This window comes from Paenibacillus sp. RC73, from assembly GCF_044908085.1.
GTDB lineage: Bacteria > Bacillota > Bacilli > Paenibacillales > Paenibacillaceae > Paenibacillus > Paenibacillus terrae_A.
The window spans coordinates 22,970-44,666 of the sequence record NZ_JBIYCV010000008.1; the positions used below are offsets into that span (position 1 = coordinate 22,970).

A 21,697-nucleotide genomic window follows, 5' to 3' on the forward strand; every position below is an offset into this window, starting at 1 on the left:
CTCTATGTAAACAAACTATTTTTCCGTTTCCAATTGTACTCAAAACAGAAAACGGATAGGAAACAGGTGCATCAAACAGGAAACATTTATATTTTGATACCAAACCAACACGGAACTGAATTTCCACTTATTATTTTGGCCTTCTTCCGGTAAATCTTATCCTTAAGTTTTGCATCGAGATGCTTATTAAATTTAGTCGTCGTTTCAGATTTAAATCCACCTTGTTTACACCATGCAGCATACTTGGCATACAACCTTTTGCATTCGATTCGGCTTTCATGTTGTTTTGAAGCTTCACTTTCAATTTCACATTCCTCATCTATGAACAGCATAATGGTATCCGATTCCATTTGATACGTTTTAACTTGATCCTTAATCGTTTGTGAATATGAAAATCCACCTTGTTGTTCGAGTCGTCTTAAGCCTTCAAGTGCATAATTCAATAATGTCGATAAAGCGGATGGAGTCGTCAGTTTATGAATTAATTTCGTATCCTTTTGTTGATCCGTAAATTTTCGAGTAAAAGGAAACACCGTCAGCCTTCTAAAAAATCCGTCACTGTTATCACTACTTTTCGGCAACTCATTGGCGCTGAACAACAATTTACAAAATGGCTCAAAGTTAAAGGGATCTTTCCCCTTTTTCTCTGCGTTTAATCCTTCACCACTGGCAAGCACCTTGAGGTTCCCTGTAGAGTTCAATGCATCCGCAGGGATATCTGTAAAGCAATTCAGCACTTTTCCATACAACTCGGCAATCTTGAACCTTGATCTGTCTCCTTCTAAATCTTGAATTTTAACTTTGGATATATTCGCTTTGCCTATCATCGCTTCAATCGTTTTAATCAATACCGATTTCCCGTTGCTTCCCGTACCTGTGAATAAAAATATTTTTTCATACTCCAAGGTAGGAATCAGAAAATAGCCGATCATTTCAAACAATGTTGTATGCGTATCCTGTTCCAGCACAGATTCGATAAACTGAAGCATGACAGGGTCATTGGCCATAGGATCATATAGGACAGGAAATTGAATAGTGCTCCGTCTATCAGGCGTATGCTCCCTTAACTCTCCCGTTTTCCAATTCAACAGACCGTTTTTAACATTAATATAGTCGTCCAACAGATTTATTTCTGTTCCTGCAATATAACTTTGGGCCTCTATGTAATAACGTGCTTCCTTAATCCGACTATAGCGAAACTCATTGTCTAGCAGGGTAACGGATAATTGCTCCAGGTGACGCTCACCATCATTGACATATACCCCCTGATCATACCGATACAAAAACGTACCATCAAAAAAACATTTCATATGCTGATCTATAATATCTTTACCATACCAGATAGGCTGGAATTTCTTCTGATTCCCATTCATCTCAAAGTATTTCCTATAGTTAGGCTCAATCGAAGGTGGATTCTCCTCTGCCGACTTTTCGTCACCTTTGAACACATCTGAAATATCCAAATAAGATGTAGGCTTAGAATTACTTTGACTCCGGTGATATTCTTCCTCATGAGCTAACCAATCTATATATTGTTGGGTAATCCACTCTTGATACTCAGGATCATTCGCTTTCCGTTCTTCCTCTTCAATACGTTGTTCAAGTTCCCAATTCTCAAAAAACGCGATCTCCTTCTTGAAATACGCTCGTTCCGAATCGGTCATATATTTATCGTCCGTATATGTCCACCACGTTTTACCACCATTATACGAAAACTCCAACTCATATGGAGAATATTCAAACTGTATCCGATACTGCTTATCCACATCTTCCTTGGTGATCGGCTTCCAAATGCCATCCATCCAAGCTTCTACTTGCTTGCTATTCCTATTTTTCCGTACATCTACTCGTTTCCCGTTGATAGTGAATTGATCGGTATAACACATGTGCTTATCATCGTGCATTTGTAAAGCTGTTGTCATATTGTTATGATCCCCCTTATTAATAGATGTTATCGACTACATGTTTAAATTCGTTATATTGCTCCATGGCTTTCCTCAACGGAGGCGAATCCTTGAATATAAATACTTTCCGATTCGAATCCTTTAAATCTACTTTTTCATCCATTTTATGAAACCGATTAAACATCAACCATCCTGCCATTCGAGACTGGGTAATGACAATTGTATAGCTATCCATATCTGACCTCCAAATATATTAATGATTGGAATGTGAAAGGTAAATCTCCCACATCCCTCTCTACCGGCTGACAAGCCGCATAGTTAAGCTTGAAGCACCTTTTAACAGGTGTCACCCAAGCGCCAGTGTTAACAGGCGCCTATCATGACAGACTTATGAATCAATTTATTCGATATGGACTATCGCCTTAAAGCTTGATTTGTTTACTTTCTCAATCCTGATAAATTCAATTGTCGCTCCGTCAAAATCCAGTAAGGATAACCCCTCATCTCGACGAATGGCCTGATCTCTCGGAATTATACATTTCCTTTCTCCATGCTCATCTATAATATGAACATAGCAATGCTCGACCACCTGAATCCGCAATTTCTTGCCTAATATCTGGTCAGCAACCAACTGCGATTCTTCCTCCGACTTTTTTAAAGTGCTGAAACCAAGCGAGTAATTCCTCAATGTTCGTCTTGTACTTTTCCCATCCAGTAGAGAAGACGTATTACTGGTTTGTACTACGCTTTCCCGCTCAGCTTCATATCCAATAAAGAATTGTCCCATGATCTCAAATAATGAATAAACACCGTCCGGCACATGGAATTCGTCGCATTGAGAATAGAATCAACTTTTATTTTCGTAATGTCCTGTATCACTATAGTAAATGGCTTATTTAAAATACCTCTAATGAATTGATAATCGTCAATGATGGCTAATGTTTATTACTCGGAAGACGCTGAGATATACCTGCATCTTCTAATCTCTTGTTCCACTGATATAAGGTTTCATCCGAATGTGAAGCCAATAACCATCTATATAACATGTGGTCTGGCGTCATTTTCCATTGATGCCCAGCCTTTGAAATAAAGTCATCCGCATAAAACTGATGTAAATTCAATCCAATACATAATGCCATAACCGTTGGTAATTCTTTTGTTAACGCTTCGTTATTCCTATACTCACTAATAATCCTCGAACTTAATCCAGAACGTTCAGCTAGAATCTCATTGGTTATGCTTCTTCTTTTAATATGGTATCCCAGTGTTTTTGAAAAGCTCCCCGGCATATTCATTAGTTCATCCGAAACTTCTTTGGAGAAAGCACTTATTTTTGCGGTCTCCTCTGCACGCTCTTGTGCAGTTTGATTATCTATATAATTTGGATTGTACGTTGCCTCAACAAAATTGACAGCATTAACATCCCTACAGAGAAAGCACCTCCTATAAAAGGAATCATCGTACAATTTGCTGATTCGATTTGTTCTATCAAAGATCAAACAGCACTCATCAACATGCTCTAATGCATACTCAGTCAACTCAATTGAGCCATCTTCGTACCGTATTACGTAATGGGGATCGTTAATGCAAAACATGGCATTTACATAAACAACTTTATCTGAGAACACCATTTTCGAAAGCTCTTGCGACATTTTTGCTTCATTAAAAGCATTCATCTCATCAATTACAAATGTTTGATTCTTTCCTAATGCGCCACTTCGGAAGGAATATGGCGGATAGTATCTACCATCGACATATACAAAAGTCCCTGCTGCCTGCTCAAACCCAACGTCAATCGCTCGTAGTTTTGCTGCTAATTTGGATACGCCAAAAAAACTAGCGAGTTCCTCAATTGCAAGCTGCAGATTCTCAGCATTTCGCAGATTTTGCTTTTCATTGTGTAACCGTACCAATATTTCATTCAGTTTCTGTTTTGTAGTTTTTAAAGGCATTAAGATTCTTGGTGTTAGAACGTTTGCCTGCCATTCCATCCAGTGTAAAGCTTTATCAATCCCTACCGTATCCTTTCCGTATTCCTCAACTACTTCGCAACTTATTGAAATTACGTCATTATTCAGCAACTTCTGTAATTCGAAAAAGTTTGCATGGAGATCGTGATGAACACACTCATGAACAATTGTATTATTTTCAGAACCAATATTTCTCATAAAAAATACTTTGGGATTTACCAATATGGTTCCAACATCAATATTTTCTGTTCGCGTGTGTCTCATATCCTCCTCGAATACTTCCACCTGAGCCTCACCAAAGTATGACCTACCGAAAACGTTATCCGGCAAAGGTGCATAATGCATAGTTAGACACATATTGTCCATCAGCTCGGCCATGTCTAATGGCATAGGATTCTCCAGTGCTTCTGGATAATACTTTTGCAAGAATTTTTCAGCTTCATTATCCAGGTCTTCCGAATATAAATAAGGGACCAGGTACTTTGTTAGTGCGTTTTCTTTGCTAAATCTCTCTTTGCTGTAATCCCTAACATCAATTATCATGACTTTTCGAAGGCCTGATATTAGATGTCCGTAGAAGGATAGAATAAACCATTTAGACTGCCTATCAGCTTCATAGTCACGTTTACCCATCCCTTTTAAAACAATTTCAGCATTGATAGTAGCATTGAAAAAAATTTGACGGTGTTCGATACCATAGAATGTTATGCTTCTTACACGGATGTTCTCTACCTCAAGGTATGAGGGATCTAATACAGTATAAGAATTAAAATCAATCGATCTTCCTTTTTGAAGGATGGAGTTTGTTATTGCTCGATGCATTTCATCATAATAAATGTCTTCGAGGTAAGCTTCGAATGAATTATAGTTATTATGCACCTTATCCCCCCTACCGGATTCTCATCACATCTGGTCTCCGAATTAGTAATATTGCTCAATGTACTGATAGGCTTTATCAAAGACTTCTTTGTCTTTAATTTTGTATTTGACCCAGACAACACTCCGAAGAGCTTTCTTCACTTCCTGTTTTCCTGCAGTTGTACCCTGCCAACCATCGAATCGTACAATCTTAACGATATCATCTATATCGCCAACAATTCGTTCGACGATAATTGGTGTCTTTGAATTCCTCAACCCATCAAAAAGCTCTGTTAATGCCGCCTTGCCTTTATCCACTTCTTCCTCGGGAACTACTTCTTGTTCAGCTTCTGCAGCTTCCCGCGCAAGCTCTAATAGCAGTTTTAGAAACTCAATACTGGTTATTAATCCTTGTTCATGTTTCTCGCGGAGATTCTCAAGTTTTTCTCCTAATTTTACGAATTTGATATCATTACTATGTTTTCGAATTCTTGCGACCAAGTCAATTTCAACTTTGATCGTTGTCTTTCTCAAATCTTTTTGTTTTTCAATAAATTCATCGATTAAATCTGCATCCATCGTAAGAATTTCCATATCATCATGTACTTCTCCGACTTGCAGATTCTCGTGAACTAGTTCCAGTGTTTTCGCCCCAAGAGAAGCCCAAATCAACCCGCCTCTTCCATCAGTAGGTTTCACTGATTCGAATACTCTTGTCAGCCATTGATAATCGAATTTCATTGAATTCAGAAATGGATCTGGCGATAGCGCATCCCACGCTCGGTTGAGCACTTTATAATCGGCTCCAAATTCGTCTTTGATTTTATTGTTTGGCAAACATTCTTGTGCAGCAATTAAACCTTCCCAACCATCTATTGTACGGTCTACTCCCATGAAATAACTCAAACACTTACGCATTAGTGCAGGGATCTGCTTTTTGACTTCTTCAATATTCGAGATGACCTTTTTCATACTCGATTCATCAAAGTCCAAAGCTGTTGCTACATTATCAAAGATACCTATATAGTCAACAATCAAACCATGAGTCTTACCTTCATCATAGGTTCTGTTAGTACGGCAGATGGCCTGCAGCAAATTATGATCTTTCATTGGCTTATCAAGGTACATAGCCTGCATTATAGGTGCATCGAAACCAGTGAGAAGCTTTGACGTTACAATAACAAGCTTCAGTGGGTCGTTAGGTTCTCTAAATCTATCTAAAACCTTTCCTTCTGCGTCCCTATCACGTTTATACGCTTTATACTTATCCTCTTTGTCATTATTGGTGTCCATCACAATGGTAGTTGCTTCCGGACCTAGCAACTTATCAAGTTCTTCTTTATACATAAGACAGCATGCTCTGTCATAACAAACAACCTGACCTTTATATCCATTCGGTTCAATTTTCTCCTGGTAATGCTTCGCTATATGCTCACAAATCTTTCTGATACGCTTGCGGTCATACATAATAGCTTTCATGTTGACCCTTCGAGACAACTCTGCTTTATCTTCGTTAGATAAATTCTCTGTTAATGATTCAAATTCAGCATCGAGCTTCTCTCTATCCACATGCAGGTCCACTGGTACCGGTTCGAAATTCAATGGTAGCGTCGCATTGTCACGAATTGAATCAGAGAAGGAATACTTGCTCATATATCCACTCTTATCCTCAATTGCACCAAATGTATTGAAAGTATTTTTATCAATACGATTAATCGGTGTACCTGTAAGGCCAAAGAAAAACGCATTCGGAAGAGCAAGACGCATCTTACTACCTAGATCTCCTTCCTGAGTTCTATGAGCTTCATCCACCATAAGTATGATATTGTCTCTTGGGTTAAGTTCCTTTTTAACATCACCAAATTTAAAGATTGTTGTAATTGCAATCTTTCTCTGGTCCCCTAAGAAGAAGGATTCTAAGTCGTCCTTTGAGCCAAGGCTGACAAGATTAGGGATATCAGATGCATTAAACGTTGCAGTTATCTGCGTCTCTAAATCTATTCGGTCGTCAACTATAACTATTGTCGGATTGTTTAGTTCAGGTATCATTCTAAGTTTCTGTGCTGCAAAAACCATAAGTAACGATTTACCCGAGCCCTGAAAGTGCCAGATAAGACCTTGTTTTGGATATCCAGCCTTTACTCGTTCCACAATAAGATTCGCACCCTCATATTGTTGATAACGACATATGACTTTATATTTACGATACTTTTTATCGGTTGCAAATAATGTAAAGAACTGAAAAATGTCCATGATCTTCTCAGGTATAATCATATCTTCAACACTGATTTTCACATCGGCAAGACTTCCTTCACTTTTATGATCCGGAGTATGCCATGGACCCCACATTCCAACCGGCATGCAAACTGAACCATATCTGTAACATTTGCCTTCTGTAGCGAAATTAAATATGTTAGTTACAAACATGCCCGGTATGCTTTTTTCATATGCAGCTATATCACCAGCAGCATCCAACCATGTAATAGAATTACGAACAGGCGTTTTCAACTCACCAATCGCCACAGGGAATCCATTAATCAATAGAACAATATCTAGTCTCTTACCGTTCTCTTTTTGTGGATATACCCATTGATTGCTGACAACATATTCGTTCAACACTAGGTCTTCTTTAGTCATTGTTCCAAAGAATCGAATGGGAATCATTCGTCCATCTTTGCCGAATGGGTAGGAATTCTCTTCAAAAACCATCTTTTTAAACATTTCATTCTGCGTTACTAGGTTGTGCGGCTGAACCGTCAATATTAACGTACGCAGTTTATAGATAACTTCATCTGCACGAGATGGTTCTTCAGCAATTTCAGGGTTAAGGCGGATAAGCGCCTCTTTAATCATAGTCTCAACCATTACGTCTGAATATTCACGTGGCAATTCTTCGGCAGGGATATACTTCCAACCATTGTTTTTGAGCGATGTAAGAACCATATTCTCAATCGTATTGTCTTCATTAAACATCAGGTGGTCCTCCAATCTATATAAATATATCGATATAGATTACATGAAAAATCTTTGCTTTCGTAGTAAACGTCTCCTACGAGCTGATTAAAAGAAAATCAAATAGCATTACATGTCAGCCAAGATTCTCGGAAATAATTTTCTTGTAAGTGGAATCCAGCTCTTTAAGCGCCTGTTCCAGTTCAAATTTTGATTTGTCGCTCTGTGTAATAAATTCAGAAAATCTCTTTTGAACAGTCAAATTCTTTGGTAGAAGCATTTTCATATGTTTTAAATGAGACGGCCCAAAATGCATTTGAGCGATACCATGCATATTTGTCATTACCTGTGACTTAAAGAAATCTGATTTGAGAAATTCTCTAAAATAACACAAAGTTAAAAATTCTCTATTTGGCTTAAATCTGATTATTCCTGTATTCAAGCAGTACTTGTTATCTTCTTGAACAACAACTACTTTTTTGTCAAATTTAGCAGGTTCTATGGCAGATGTTACGGCCAAAATATCATTTTCATTACAAATAAAATGTTGATATTTCCCAAGTGAAAGTTCAGTGGATATAAATCGGTCACTATTATATCCGAATGATATTTGATTATCATTGATATTCGAACCAGTAAGAAGAATTGTACCACTTGCAGCAAAATCAACACTTCTTACTCCAGGACCTTCTTGAAACCAAACATAATCACTTAGCAGAACGTTTTCACTTGAACCCACAAACATCTCGATAAATTGAGACTTCACTAGCTGCTCGGTTGCAGTTATTAATTTCCTGTAGCTCTCCAGCGTAACGTTTACTGCCCAGAGGACCTTAGCTAGTTTTCTTTGTTCTGCTAAATGTGGAAGCTCGAATTCAAGAATTTTTAGATCACGCCAATTTATAGTTGGCGAAAGAGAGCCCACAGAAATCTTTATAGCTGCATCCAAGAAGTAATCCGAGCTTATAAACAAAGGGAAAAAATCTTTATCGATGACATCCTCTCTAGGTCTCAAAACCATGCCATGAGCAGAAAATATTCCAGCAAAAGGAGAAATAGCTACTTTCTTTTGATAAGCTCTACGCTTTCCGAAAAGAACATCTCCTTCTTTCATAACTAGCTTTTCACCTGTTGGAGCAACATCAGATCCGTAGCGTGTTACTTTCAAACTTCCTGGGTCGAGATGTTCAAGACCAATATAGCTAAAGCGATCTTCTTCAACAGGTTTTTTCTTTTCGGTGCTGTTGTATGCAATCTCTTCAAAGCGATATTTTGCCATTACGCATACCTCCATTTATCTGAGATACGAGTGGGAAAATCCAACCATTAAAGAGCTCGATAAATTGAGATTTTACCAACTCATCTGTCTTCTGCAGCAATTTTTGGTAAGTCTTTTTAGTTGTATCTATAGCCCATAGGATTTTCGCCAACTCACGTTGCTTGTCCATACCTGGCAGCTCAAATTCAGAATTTTTAAGGTTCTCCCATTTGACGCGCGGCGGAAGAGAACCAGCTGACTTTCCAACTGCAAAGTCGAACAAAGCATCGTTCTGAATTATGAAAGGAAGCAATTCCGGATGTATCCTTTCAGGTATTGACTCGATAACTGTGATATCTCCTGAACAATTGCCATCAAACGGGGCAACCGCAGCTTTTTTTAGATAAGCTCTACGACGTCCAAATAGAATGTCACCTTCACGAAACAATTTCGAAAAAGTATTCTCTTTTCCTTCATCCCACGCTGTCAATGCAATCTCTTCTGGTGTCAGATGTTCAAGGCCTACAATCGGGTATCCATCTTTACTGCTCTTGCAAGTTTCTCTGCGTTCTTTAGCAACATCACCTAAGAGTACCCTACTCATTGCCTTCGCCCCCCTTCCCAATCATTTCATTCAATTTCATGTATCGAAGTTTCATAATCTCTGAAGCGGTTCTCCAGCCTTCATAGTGTTCCTGTAAATTTCGCTCATCAACTTCAACACCCTGTCCTGGGTGCTTTACATATAGTGGAATACTCAATGAAAAGTTGTTTTCTTCCAAATCCTGAATTGTTACAACACGAGCAAAATCGCTATCCGTATTATAATCGTCGTAAATTTTAGCAATTTTTCGGATGTGCTTTTCCTCCAAAAAACTCTGTGCGTTTTTGCGTTCAACTTCTTTGACTGCATTGATGAAAAGAACTTTGCCGCGACGCTCAGGGCGCTTATTCATTCGACAAATGATGATACAAGCCTCCATTGGAGAGTTATAGAACAGATTAGGTCCTAACCCTATAATGCATTCAAGCATATCATTGCAAACGAGATTTTCTCGCATCGAGCTCTCTTCATTTCTAAATAGCACCCCGTGAGGGAACAGAATTGCACAGCGACCGGTTTCTTCATTAAGGCTCTTGATTATATGCTGCAAGAAAGCATAATCAGCGCGTCCTTGTGGAGGTACACCAAGGAAATTTCGACCGTATTTATCGCTAGCGAATGCTTCACGATCCCATTGACTGATAGAGTAAGGTGGATTGGCAAGGATCAAATCAAATTGTCTCAGCTGTCCCTTTTCAATAAAAGCAGGTGTTTTTAACGTATCACCGTTGACAATGTCAAAGTCTTTCACGCCATGAAGAAAAAGATTCATCTTGCCAATGGCGGATGTAAGTGCGTTAATTTCTTGTCCAAAGACTGATACATTACGCCATTCTTTCTTCTGATCCTTTAAGTACGCAATTGCTGAAATCAACATCCCAGCACTGCCGCAAGTAGGATCATATATGGATTCGCCAGACTCAGGTTTTAGCATTTCCGTCATCAAGTGTACTACCGTACGGTTCGTATAAAATTCCTGCGCGGTATGGCCGCTGTCATCAGCAAATTTTTTTATCAAATACTCATATCCCTGTCCGAGTTCGTCCTCCGGACAATTCTTAATAGAGAGTGTTTTAGTACTGAAATGTTCAATCAACTCTTTCAGTAATCGATCAGGAAGACGATTTTTATTCGTCCAGGCACCATCACCAAAGATGCCTTGCAGTTTGTTAGCATTTGCATTTTCTATTTTTCGAAAAGCATTCACAATTGCAACTCCAACATTCTCTGTTACTGCTCGAACATCACGCCAATGAGCACCTTCCGGCACGATGAAACGGTGATTCTCCTCCCACGTTAAAGCTTCTTCGTCCCCATTGTATTCTTTAAGAATTTGTTCGCATTCCTCATCATAAACATCGCTGATACGCTTGAAGAACAACAGCGGGAATATATACTGCTTATATGCTCCGGCATCGATATTTGTACGTAATAAAACAGCAGAACTCCAAAGGTAGGACTGCAATTCTTCAATTGTAATACGCTTACTCATTGATATATCCTCCTTCCAGGAGTAGTTTCATCATTTCTGCTTCGGCTTCAACCATCTCGTCAAAAGCTTTAAAATACTCTCTTCGAACCTCTACGGGAGATACAGTTTCTTGTTCTTTCTTTTCAATATAATTGTTGATTGCCAGTGTATAGCCCTTACCGCGAATATCATCTATATTGACGATCTTTACATATTCAATTACATCCTCGTAATCAGTGTAGTAATCAAACACCTTCCGAATGTCGTTTTCAGTCATAATGTTCTGTGCTCGCTGTGGAGTATAAATGCTTGAAGCATCAATCATGCATATACGACCTTTATGTTTCTTCGGCTTTTTATTATTCAGAAGCAGGATACAGGCTGAGACACCCGTTGAGTAGAAAACGCCTCCTACTAATGTAATAATGCATTCCAACTTATCAGATTCAACAAGTTCTTTTCTTATCTCGCCTTCTTTACCGCCACGAAACAATACACCTTGAGGAAGTACAACTGCACATCTCCCGTTATCTGTATCCATAGATTTTACCATGTGCTGCAACCAAGCAAAGTCTGCATTAGAGTCCGTAGGGCATCCCCATAAATTGCGACCATATATATCCGAACTAAACTGTTCAGCACCCCAATTCTTCAAAGAAAATGGCGGGTTCGCTATGACACAATCGAAGGTTCTCAGCTTGCCGTCTTCCAGGTAATTTGGCGATCGAAGCGTGTCACCTTGAGAGACCTTAAAATCATGCGCTCCATGAAGGAAAAGGTTCATTCTGGCAATGGCAGAAGTGGCGAGGTTCTTCTCTTGACCATAGATACGCCCATAAGTAAGTTTGTCACCCTTCATATATTGGATAGCTTCAATCAGCATCCCACCAGTGCCCGCCGCGGGATCGTATACGGACTCACCAACTTGAGGAGCCAAGAGCATAACTAGAAGCTTTACAATTGAGCGAGGGGTGTAAAATTCTCCAGCATTCTTCTTTGATAAGTCCGCGAATTTTTTAATTAAAAACTCATAGCTGTCTCCCATAACATCAGCAGAATAATTGCTATTTCCGACCTTTATTTTCGACATATGTTCTACAAGGTCCTTCAATCTTTCATCCGACAACTTTGTCTTGTCTGTCCAGTTTGCGTCATCAAAACTAGAAAAAACTCCATAGAGTGTATCCGGATTAGCACGTTCAATGCCATTCATAGCATTGATTATTGCAACTCCAACATTTTCGCTTACTTCACGAACGTCCTGCCAATGACATCCATCGGGAATGATGAATCGATGGTTTTCGGGAAAACTAGCAAATTCTTCATCACCGCCAGATTCCTCTAATGCGGCTTGTGTTTCCTCGTCATAAACGTCAGATAGACGTTTGAAAAATAGGATTGGCGTTACATAGCTTTTATACTCATCCTGATTAATTGGGCCGCGCAATATATTGCAAGCTTCAAAAAGGTGAGAAAAGAGTTTTTGACTTGTTGTTTCCTCAGTCTCTGAAGTACTGTTTTTTAATGCTTCATCAGCAGCATCCATTGCTGAATGGATCATTTCTTCTCTACCTCCCGTTTTTATTTTGGCTCCTACAGACTCTTCTTTAATGCTGACGCTCCCTGAAGACTGTACCTTTTCCATCTTTGCTGGATATATGTTTTCAAACTCAAGCAGTATCTTCAGAAGCCGCTCATCAAGAAATGTCAGTGCGTGCTTTCTGATATGTGTCGGCACTCCGTAGTAGGCCTCTGCCACACCTCCCGTAATTGCAGCCAACGTATCACTATCTCCACCAATAGAGACAGCGTTCCGAATTGCGTCTTCAAAATTGAATGACTCGAAGAATGCAACAAGTGCTTGCGGAACTGTTTCTTGGCAAGTCTCGTTAAATTGGTATGTTTCCCGAATTCCGTCAATCGTGAAATTCATGGGGTAGTAGTGCTTATCAATGTAATCGCGAATTTCTAAGATATTTTTTCCGCTACGAGCGAGATAGACTGCAACAGCAATAGCCTCGGCGCCTTTTATTCCCTCCGGATGGTTATGTGTTACAGCTGTCACTTTGTGCGAAAGCAATTTTGCTTCTTCGATAGAATTAGCAACATAACCGCAGGCGCTTACTCTCATTGCAGCACCGTTACCAAAACTGTTGTATGGTTCAGGAGAATCACTATATATCCATTTATAGAACATTCCTCCATACCCGCTACTCGGGTAGGGTCTTCCAATAACTTGCATGGATTTAACAGTTTGATCACTCAAGTCACTAAAATCACGTTTACAGATCATAAGTGCTTCACATATCGCTAATGACATTATCGAGTCATCAGTGAAAAAACACTTATATGTTAAAAAATCAAAATTTTTCGAGCGATGATTATCCCATTCAAATCTGGAACCGACAATATCGCCAATGATAGCCCCGATCATGCAATTTCCTCCCTGGTGCCGGGCCAATACTTTTAGTGAAGCCTCAGCATGCATACAAACTTTTTAAATAAATCCCCATTACAACACAGTTATTTATGTCAACATTTTATTGTTTCACATTCATAATAGTTTTTTGAAGACGTTCCATAACTTCATTCCATCTACCCTCAGCAAGACGAATATTTTCTACATATCTGGAACGTTCCTGCTCATATTCTTCTGCGATCACCTTTTGTTCATCAACCCTGAGCAACGGGATTTCTAGCGTCTTCAAGTCTTTATAGCTAATATTAATGACGACTGTTCCCTGCTGTTTGCCTGCTAAAACTTTGTTCCCCATCGGGCTATCCAAGAAAACTTTTAGGTACGTCCCTAAAAGCAGCTTTTCATTCGGTCTTATTACAATAATGTTTGATGACGCGATGCAAGAATACTTCTGTTCTTTAAAAACCGCTATTCTGATCACTGTCCCCCGTGCTGGCAATAATAAATCCCCATCTCTTAGTAAGTAATTCGCTACTTTACGCTCTTCCTCTTCGATGTGATCAAGACCCGCATAATCAATATCATAATCATTAAGGTTCGATATATTTACGACTCCAATGCTACCATTAGCATCTTTTTTGTTGATCGCCTTACCACGAAAAACTTCAGCAACATTACCTAATTCTTCTTTTTTAATACTTGAGTTCTGATAACGCTGCCAATCTTCATCCACCATCCCAAAGATATGATCAACATTCCAGTAACCCATTTCCATTAACTCTTCCAGCATAACAAATGTATCATCTATGAGAACCAGTTCATTGATTCCATTTTTTTTAATGTTGCTTGTAGCAGCATCGTACCTCTTAATCATTACATCTTCTGTTCGGCCAGTTGTGATCGTAAACATATACGTCTTAATAGCGGTAGATGCAAATATCCCAGTTGGCAGCTCAGCTATTTCCTCCAATTTATACATGCCTTGTATAAATTCTCTTAAATCTTTAATCGAGCCCGCAGCAAAAGTTATCCGAGCTGGAAGTACAATTACCAATACTCCCGAACTATTCAAGTGTAAGAGCAAGTTTTCTACAGCTATCATTTCATATTCCCTACAAATGAAATCTCCGTTGTCTTCTCGCCGTTCTCTTGCCCCAAATATAGGTACCGCCAGAATTAAATCAAACTTCCTTGCTGAGAACTCGTAATCATAAATACTTGTCTGCTCGATATTTACATTGATATGCTCTTTAAACATTTCATCGAGAAGAACTTTACTCACGCTATTCATGGTAGTTATGAAGAATTCACAATCAGAATGTCGGCTTACTAATTCAGTAAGGTACGGTACAAATTTTTCAGCTTCAGGAATCAATACCGTCTTAGTGTTTGGATTAAAATGTTTTTCAAATTCGGTAATTAGCACTTTCGGTATATAAAACATCTCTTTATGATCTGCAGATGCCAGTACCATTTCCCAATCAATATCTTCATCATCCATAGCCATAAAAGCACCAAAAAACACCTTTGAATCCGGGTATGGATTTTTCATTCCGTAACTATTCGATATTGAAATCATTACCTCATAAGCTTTCTGCTCAGTAGGTTTTTTTGAATTTGATGCAAACTCATCTTTTGTCTTCTTCAAAAGGAACAATGCACTAGGCAACTCTGACTGAGCAGTATATCCCCTCAATGCATTATATCGACTCCAAATATGGTTCATCCGCTTGTCGTTACGCACCTTTATCCCCCCTTTGCAAAACAACTCACCGTTATTATTATACATAAAATATAGCATCGCACATGAGTCGCGTCAAATGATATTCCATTTTGGTATGCGCATACCAAAATGTAATGCACTATTATATTATCTGATTTTTATTGTTTCATACGCCACAATCAAATAAATTTCGAGAAAACATGAAGTCTGACTTCGTGTTTCTTTTCGAGCATTATCAAAGCTCTTTCAAATAAACAGTATTTTGTTTATTTGAAAGGGCTCATTTTTTGTCCAAATACCATGAAGTCCGACTTCCTGTTGGGACAATTATGACTGAATTACTATTAATACATAGATTGAAACCTTCACACGACAGCCACCTGCAGGGTATTCCGGTGTTGTGTGAACTACAACTAAATATTTGCAATCGACCACCGGAAGTGAGGTTGCAATTCGAAATGGAGAAATCCTATTGAATTGCTACCGACCATCTGTGGTCTGGCTTGTAGTATCAAAAAAGCTCTCCATTTCGGCTCAAACCGAAGGAGGGCTTTTTATATGTCAATCAAAGAAAATCAGAGTAAACCAAAGAACAGTAATTATTACGAAGGTGAGTGGCACGTATTTATCGACGGCCAGCAAATCCCCGCTTCCGAAGAAGTCTATCGAGCCTACAAACGTCCGGCGTGGGCAGAACATAAGCGCAAGGAGCGAGAAATGCGCTGCCTAGATGAAAAAGGCAATCGTTGCACCAAAAGCTGTCGTGAATGCGATTTAGAGCGTGCGGAAAAAGGACTCCCGCCAATAGAACGGACAAGCAGTGTCCTTTCATTGGACAAGTTCACCGAGGATGGCTTCGAAGTATCCACCACAGTCGATATCGCTGAATTCGTAGCGAACAAGCTTCTGCTCGAAGAATTGTTCGCAGCCCTGGAGGAATTGGACCCTGAAAACCGCAGGATTATGGAACTCTTCAGTAATGGTAAATCCGAGCGGGATATCGCCGCTGATATTGAGCTTTCACAGAAAGCGATTAATAAGAGGAAAACGAAGCTGTTCGCCCAACTGAGAGAACGCTTAAAAAATCTTCGCTAGTTCCGGTACTCAAAACGACCTCTTCTGTCCTGTGGATAGTGAGGGGAGCAATCCCTACCATTCATTTTCAGAAGGTTCAATATGAATAGTGAAGATTATATGAAGACTCAGATCGCCCTAGGAAAGGAGGAATACCCAAATGAATATACTTCTTGATATCATCCATTGGATCACAAATAACGTAGATACACTTCAGCAAGTTCATGATAATACAGTGGACGAGTTGATAAGATACTACGAATTATATGTAGCGTACCGTCAAGTCCGCGAAACCCATCAAGAACCCAGTCCATCCGACCAAGAACAAGTGGATTCTTCCGAGAATGACGTCAACAAGAATGACAAGGCTTAAGTAAGCAGCTGCAATCTGTGAAGTCACTCAGCTGAACCTTAAAACTATTCGGTGGCTTGTAGAACTGTTAATTCCACGAGTCACCGATTCCCCTTTGTCTTTATTATGAGCTTTACCCTAGCAGCAATCTAAATAATTACGCCCCTGCTTGTGGGACTGGTCTACTCACTACAGTGCACCTGGTAGTAGGGGGCTGTCTGTAAAACTGGAATGTAAAAATAACTTCGACGCATTCCTATTAAAATGCTATTTCCACGCTCATCATAAATTATAGAGTGACAATGATATTTCTAGCTATAATCAATGCGCGTCAAGGTCTACATATCAAGGGAAATGGAAAATATCCCCTAACTGAAGGGGGACTAACACCGATGTATCTTGTATTAATTTTCCCTCACAAGCAGTGAACAACACTCCACATGCCTTATATATGTAAATAAAATATGTTCCCACACTCAGCCGTAAAGCGTTTTTTGAATGCAGGAACATATTCAAATTGCTCTTAAACCCTCGTACATCAATGCTTCTCATCTCGATATATCACTACCACGCACTCCACATGTGTCGAGACGGAGAAAGGATATACTCCCTCTTACCACCTATTATATGCTTTTTTCTACTCTACATTTCCCTCCCATATCACCTGCTTCCAAAAATACACATAGTAAATACCCCAATCAATGGGTCATTCTGTAAAGTTAATCTCTCTTTTAACCGATAAATACATATGTTGGATTTATCAATAACAACATTACTAGCTGGGGATCTCATAATAACATTTACCAAAAACAACTATAGAAGGAGACACCTATGGAAAACATCGTGACGTACGGTCATATCGAAATCATGCCTTATGAATTCGTTCGCCTTCATGAGCTTAAAATCTTAAAAACAGTCAATGATCATGCCCGAATGATCTGTACAGGCATCATCTCGGAGAAAAAGCGCGAGTTGTATGTACGTGCTTCAGATGAAGAAACTCAGGTCAAAGCTTTTGTTACAGACAAAAATGGCAATCGAAAGCCCCTTTTTCGAGGTATTGCCTTGGATGTGGAGGAAAAAGTCGTTCACGGCGTTCATTACCTGACCGTCGAAGCCATATCTCATACCTATGAGCTAGATATTAAGCGGCATCAACGCTCTTTCCAGAACCCCAAGCTCACCTATACGGGTCTGATCGAAAGTATTGTATCGGACTACTCCAAAGCCGAAGCCATGGATGTTGTGTCCCATAAAAAGCCCATCGGCACCTTTATCATGCAATATGATGAAACCGACTGGCAATTTTTGAAACGGATGGCTTCCCACTTCTACTCTCCACTCATTCCTGCGGTGGGCTATGGAGTGCCGAAGTTTTATTTTGGCTTGCCTATGGGCCTGAGCAAAGGAGAAATACAATCCACCAATTATAAGGTCACCAAACGGGTTGCGGATTTTCAAACCGCCTCTGAAAACCATATCCCCGGCGTGCGTGATGCTGATTTTATCCAGTATGAAGTCGAAACAGAGAAGCTGCTAGAGCCAGGCTATGAAGTAACCTTTCAAGGTCATAAGCTGATCGTAGCTGAGGTGCTAACAGAGATGAAAGACGGGGTGCTGACCCATACTGCCAAGCTGTCGCCACGAAGCGGCTTACGTCCTATTAAAGACTACAATCGCTCCATTATCGGTGCTTCCATTCATGGCAAGGTACGGAGCGTTCGTCGGGACAAGGTTCGCGCCCAGCTCGATATGGACGATCAGCAAGATCCGAACACGGATTACTGGTTTCCCTACTCTACCATTTATGCATCTGCGGATAACACGGGCTGGTATTGTATGCCTGAGGACGGAGACAGCATCCGTATCTATTTCCCCAGCTATAAGGAAGAAGAAGGCTACGCGATCAGCTCGGTTAAAAGAGAACCGCAGCCTTCCGCGGGAAAATCTTCTGCCGCTTCTGGACATGCGACTGCTTCTGCTTCGTCTGCCGGAGCAAAGTCTTCTTCGGCAATGTCCGCAGCAACTCCTGCGCCAGATCGAATGGCTGACCCTGCCATTAAGACACTGCGAACCAAATATGGAAAAGAAATCATGCTCGCCCCGGATCAAATCGTCATCTCCGGAAACGGCATGTCCATTGTCATTAACGATAAAACGGGCATTGATATTGTAAGCGGAAAAAATGTGAGTATTAGCGCGGCCTCCGATATCGTTATGAGTTCCGGCAACATCCAGCTTTCCGCCGGAAAAATTGAGCTGTCTGGTAAAGGCAACACGATTACGCTGGATGACAAAACCACCTTCTCCGGCACGGAAATTAAGATGAACTAACGGAAGGTGAGAACTAGCAGATGGATAAACAAGCGGCGTTACACCATTTTAAAGAGCATCACTTTACACCTTTGCTGGACATTCAGTTGGACATGCTGGAAGCCAAGTTTCATCGCTGCCAAGCTCAACTGATCTCCGACTTTAAAGAATCGTTTAGGGATTTGTGTATACACATTCTAGGCATGCAACAACAAGGTCAAAAAGAAGCGATTGGATATATCCACTATTCTTTCTTGCGCACTCAAATTCTTGAACAATCCTACCTATATATGGTCGAGGCTTATTCTGCTGAATGGTACGAAGATGATTCCGATTGCAAGCTAACCTATGACGCATCATGGGCCTACGCACCGATGAGTGCCATGTTGGAAGCCTTGGAGCAGGAGCGAAAAATATATATGGGGACGATCACTTCTGTGGACGTTGAACGATTGATGCTGGAATCCGCTCCTTTTTTCCACCAGTTTGTGAACTCCCTCCTGCGCTTAGGGTTGGCAGAAGCCATTCTAATGCCTGAGTATCTCGCTATTCATAAAACTGATCGTTTAGCCATCCGAACGGGCGAGTACAAGGATATCAGCGAGAATCTATATGTCGAAGATCAGGAAGCGCTTGTTCCAGATGATGTGAGCGAACAATTGATGCAATCCAGTGAAGAGGAACCCTATGTTTACGAAAACCTAAAGCAGCTCTCTCTTCCCCACCTCCACCTGATCCAAAAGGATTTGCGCTATAACGATTTTAGCCACAGTGACTTACGAGAAAGCCAGTTTCACACCTGCATATTGATCGGGAGCATCTGGCAACGAGCGAATCTGGAAGGAGGCAGCTTTCAGGGATGCCTACTGACCGACACGGATTTTAGATATAGCGATTTGAGAGGTGCTAACTTCAGCAGTGCTAGTGGACAGCCACATCGGGAACATGGAGTTCGGGTGCCAGGGCTATGTGGACTGCGTTTTGAACACGCCAATCTGGATGGGGCCGATTTTACGGATGTACATTCGTTTGAACATGCGTATTTTGAGGGGGCTTCGATGCAAGGAACTCTTGTCCCGCGAAAGTACCAACAACATTGGAAGCTGAATGAAGTACAGCGTCAATCCATCGTGTGGACAGAGTAAGGAGGAATGTGTATGCGCCATTATTATGTGCTGGTCGATGACAACCGGATTTCGCGCCATATCGAACCTATAAATACGGTTCTTTTTAAAACACCATTTGTTGGCATGCCCCCGGCTCAGGTTTTAGATGTTCATGCGACAGAAGATGCCGAGTATACAGACTGGCTACCATTTTCAACCTCACAACCGCTATTTTCCGATCCGATGAAACGGATTCTAGAGCTATATAATCCACAAGCCCGTTTTAAACAGTTGTATCTCGTGAACCGGGAACCTAGCCGCCAGGAGTTATATTGGATTCCATCTATTCCCTCCGTGGATGGTATTTCGGAGCAGACTGAATTTTATCCGCATGATCAAACGCTGAAGCGCCTTGTGCTGGATAGTCAAAAGGTGAAAGAACACCATTTTTTTCGACTATCCAACGTGAAGGAACCTTATTTCATCGTTAGCTTGGAGGCCGCTGAAAGCTTGCTTCGTCGGAGTTTGAGTGGTTTTCGGCTACAAAAGCTAGAACTCTTATAAGGAGGTTCAACCTTGACGGAGCATTGGGATGAATTTTTTTTGAAGCTGCATTATCAACAAACGTTGAAAGAGCAGTTAAGCGGGGCGGAGAACGATGAAAGCTGGATGCTGGTATCTATTGAAGAAGCGATAAAGGGAATTTTGAAAGGCTCACTAGCCCTTCCGGATGAACAGGAAATCCGGTTTCAAACCCTTCCTGTCTTCGAGGATCAACTCACCATATCCCTGCCGGATTCTCTTATTCCAGAAATTCGGGCGGGACAGACGGTAGATCCGTCGAAAAGCTTCGTTGTTCAGGACAAGCTGGGTGGAATTCTGTTTGGTCTGCACCAAAGTGGGCAAGAACTGAACCCCACGCAAATAGAACTCTATCAACAACAGATGATTGAACAAACGAGTCGGGCACAACCAAATATGAAGCTAGTGGATGAAAAGGCACTTTCTATTCAAGACACCATCATTGGCTGTTATGAAGCTATTTTTCTAGTTTCCCCGTCTCCCTATTATCAGATCGTCTTTGTTCATTCCTGGCGTGGCAAGGCTGTGATCGGGAGTTGCCAATTTAAGCTGGAGGATGCTCCCCTCTGGGTCCCCTTGACCTATGCCATGCTGCACACCGCGACATGGTCGGAGCTTTCTTAAATGTTTACCTGTTATCCAAGGAGGTACTTATATGTTTTTACCTTTACTTATTAAAGCTCTGGCCCAAGGTGCACTCAGCGGAGAACATTCCTATGTGGTGAGAGGAGCCAAGTTACAGTGCAGTCAAGGTACAGACCCTGGTGTGCTCAATATGATGTACAGCCACGGTGTCTTCATTAAAAATAAGCCTGTCCTGAGCGTGGACGATGCCGTTTGTGGAGCCAATATTAGCAAAATCAATGCTTTTGGTCTGTGTAAATTGAAGCATGGTCTTCCCTGTGAGCCGGAGATTGCGTTTGGGTCCAAGTGGACAGGCGGGAAAGAAGACGTATTGATTGAGGGGGCACCTGCCCTACTTAACAATTCGACCTTAATGTGTAGCTGTCAAGGTATACAAGAGACGATATCCTCCTTTTTTGGTGCAGACAGCGCGGGATCGGGTGGTGGAGGCATCATCTCCATTACAGATGACGGACAAGATGGCTGA

At 40.7% G+C, this 21,697-nt stretch carries 17 protein-coding genes; 7 read left to right on the forward strand and 10 right to left on the reverse strand.

What is annotated here, in order from left to right; genetic code table 11:
- Positions 1–86: 86 nt before the first annotated feature.
- From ABH897_RS19200 to ABH897_RS19245, 10 genes are all read right to left on the reverse strand, one after another.
- On the reverse strand, positions 87–1,664 hold the full coding sequence (locus ABH897_RS19200) for a DNA primase family protein (protein ID WP_404592576.1): 1,578 nt from the start codon (positions 1,662–1,664) through the stop codon (positions 87–89).
- Between the two features lie 277 nt (positions 1,665–1,941).
- Positions 1,942–2,139: a DUF5659 domain-containing protein gene (locus ABH897_RS19205; RefSeq protein WP_404592577.1), complete on the reverse strand. Its 198-nt coding sequence runs from the start codon at positions 2,137–2,139 to the stop codon at positions 1,942–1,944.
- Between the two features lie 165 nt (positions 2,140–2,304).
- On the reverse strand, positions 2,305–2,691 hold the full coding sequence (locus ABH897_RS19210) for a hypothetical protein (protein WP_404592578.1): 387 nt from the start codon (positions 2,689–2,691) through the stop codon (positions 2,305–2,307).
- A 148-nt stretch (positions 2,692–2,839) separates the two neighbouring features.
- The gene (locus ABH897_RS19215) at positions 2,840–4,753 is read right to left on the reverse strand and encodes a hypothetical protein (protein WP_404592579.1); all 1,914 of its coding nucleotides are present in this window, start codon (positions 4,751–4,753) and stop codon (positions 2,840–2,842) included.
- A 42-nt stretch (positions 4,754–4,795) separates the two neighbouring features.
- Positions 4,796–7,705 (reverse strand): type I restriction endonuclease subunit R, encoded by a 2,910-nt coding sequence (locus tag ABH897_RS19220; RefSeq protein ID WP_404592580.1) that lies wholly within the window; start codon positions 7,703–7,705, stop codon positions 4,796–4,798.
- Positions 7,706–7,820: 115 nt separating this feature from the next.
- Positions 7,821–8,963, reverse strand: coding sequence for a restriction endonuclease subunit S (locus ABH897_RS19225; RefSeq protein WP_404592581.1), 1,143 nt, complete (start codon positions 8,961–8,963; stop codon positions 7,821–7,823).
- Entirely contained in the window at positions 8,944–9,546 is a 603-nt protein-coding gene (locus tag ABH897_RS19230; protein ID WP_404592582.1) for a restriction endonuclease subunit S, read from the reverse strand. Before ABH897_RS19230 ends, ABH897_RS19225 begins: the two co-directional genes overlap by 20 nt.
- Complete coding sequence (locus tag ABH897_RS19235) at positions 9,539–11,038, reverse strand: type I restriction-modification system subunit M (RefSeq protein ID WP_404592583.1); 1,500 nt, start codon at positions 11,036–11,038, stop codon at positions 9,539–9,541. The genes ABH897_RS19230 and ABH897_RS19235 overlap by 8 nt, the downstream gene beginning before the upstream one ends.
- Complete coding sequence (locus tag ABH897_RS19240; RefSeq protein WP_404592584.1) at positions 11,031–13,451, reverse strand: N-6 DNA methylase; 2,421 nt, start codon at positions 13,449–13,451, stop codon at positions 11,031–11,033. Before ABH897_RS19240 ends, ABH897_RS19235 begins: the two co-directional genes overlap by 8 nt.
- 106 nt (positions 13,452–13,557) lie before the next feature.
- Positions 13,558–15,180, reverse strand: coding sequence for a restriction endonuclease subunit S (locus tag ABH897_RS19245; RefSeq protein ID WP_404592585.1), 1,623 nt, complete (start codon positions 15,178–15,180; stop codon positions 13,558–13,560).
- Between the two features lie 537 nt (positions 15,181–15,717).
- Here ABH897_RS19245 and ABH897_RS19250 point away from each other — a divergent pair.
- The 7 genes from ABH897_RS19250 to ABH897_RS19280 all read left to right on the forward strand — a co-directional run bounded on the left by ABH897_RS19250 (position 15,718) and on the right by ABH897_RS19280 (position 21,697).
- Entirely contained in the window at positions 15,718–16,254 is a 537-nt protein-coding gene (locus ABH897_RS19250) for a hypothetical protein (protein ID WP_404592586.1), read from the forward strand.
- Between the two features lie 139 nt (positions 16,255–16,393).
- Positions 16,394–16,606, forward strand: a complete 213-nt coding sequence (locus ABH897_RS19255; RefSeq protein WP_404592587.1) for a hypothetical protein — start codon at positions 16,394–16,396, stop codon at positions 16,604–16,606.
- A gap of 810 nt (positions 16,607–17,416) precedes the next feature.
- Positions 17,417–18,919, forward strand: coding sequence for a hypothetical protein (locus ABH897_RS19260; RefSeq protein ID WP_404592588.1), 1,503 nt, complete (start codon positions 17,417–17,419; stop codon positions 18,917–18,919).
- 20 nt (positions 18,920–18,939) lie between these two features.
- Positions 18,940–20,043, forward strand: coding sequence for a pentapeptide repeat-containing protein (locus tag ABH897_RS19265; RefSeq protein WP_404592589.1), 1,104 nt, complete (start codon positions 18,940–18,942; stop codon positions 20,041–20,043).
- A 12-nt stretch (positions 20,044–20,055) separates the two neighbouring features.
- Positions 20,056–20,568 carry an imm11 family protein gene (locus tag ABH897_RS19270; protein ID WP_283652849.1) on the forward strand — a complete coding sequence of 171 codons (513 nt, stop codon included), beginning with the start codon at positions 20,056–20,058 and terminating at the stop codon, positions 20,566–20,568.
- 12 nt (positions 20,569–20,580) lie between these two features.
- Positions 20,581–21,210: a hypothetical protein gene (locus ABH897_RS19275; RefSeq protein ID WP_283652850.1), complete on the forward strand. Its 630-nt coding sequence runs from the start codon at positions 20,581–20,583 to the stop codon at positions 21,208–21,210.
- Positions 21,211–21,241: 31 nt separating this feature from the next.
- Positions 21,242–21,697 (forward strand): DUF4280 domain-containing protein, encoded by a 456-nt coding sequence (locus tag ABH897_RS19280; protein ID WP_283652851.1) that lies wholly within the window; start codon positions 21,242–21,244, stop codon positions 21,695–21,697.

Coding starts and splice junctions, on each gene's coding strand:
- ABH897_RS19280 (WP_283652851.1), top strand. CDS start 21,242: ATGTTTTTACCTTTACTTATTAAAGCTCTGGCCCAAGGTGCACTCAGC.
- ABH897_RS19265 (WP_404592589.1), top strand. CDS start 18,940: ATGGATAAACAAGCGGCGTTACACCATTTTAAAGAGCATCACTTTACA.
- ABH897_RS19260 (WP_404592588.1), top strand. CDS start 17,417: ATGGAAAACATCGTGACGTACGGTCATATCGAAATCATGCCTTATGAA.
- ABH897_RS19240 (WP_404592584.1), bottom strand. CDS start 13,451: ATGATCGGGGCTATCATTGGCGATATTGTCGGTTCCAGATTTGAATGG.
- ABH897_RS19255 (WP_404592587.1), top strand. CDS start 16,394: ATGAATATACTTCTTGATATCATCCATTGGATCACAAATAACGTAGAT.
- ABH897_RS19270 (WP_283652849.1), top strand. CDS start 20,056: ATGCGCCATTATTATGTGCTGGTCGATGACAACCGGATTTCGCGCCAT.
- ABH897_RS19205 (WP_404592577.1), bottom strand. CDS start 2,139: ATGGATAGCTATACAATTGTCATTACCCAGTCTCGAATGGCAGGATGG.
- ABH897_RS19230 (WP_404592582.1), bottom strand. CDS start 9,546: ATGAGTAGGGTACTCTTAGGTGATGTTGCTAAAGAACGCAGAGAAACT.
- ABH897_RS19220 (WP_404592580.1), bottom strand. CDS start 7,705: ATGTTTAATGAAGACAATACGATTGAGAATATGGTTCTTACATCGCTC.
- ABH897_RS19200 (WP_404592576.1), bottom strand. CDS start 1,664: ATGACCGATTCGGAACGAGCGTATTTCAAGAAGGAGATCGCGTTTTTT.
- ABH897_RS19225 (WP_404592581.1), bottom strand. CDS start 8,963: ATGGCAAAATATCGCTTTGAAGAGATTGCATACAACAGCACCGAAAAG.
- ABH897_RS19250 (WP_404592586.1), top strand. CDS start 15,718: ATGTCAATCAAAGAAAATCAGAGTAAACCAAAGAACAGTAATTATTAC.
- ABH897_RS19210 (WP_404592578.1), bottom strand. CDS start 2,691: ATGGGACAATTCTTTATTGGATATGAAGCTGAGCGGGAAAGCGTAGTA.
- ABH897_RS19235 (WP_404592583.1), bottom strand. CDS start 11,038: ATGAGTAAGCGTATTACAATTGAAGAATTGCAGTCCTACCTTTGGAGT.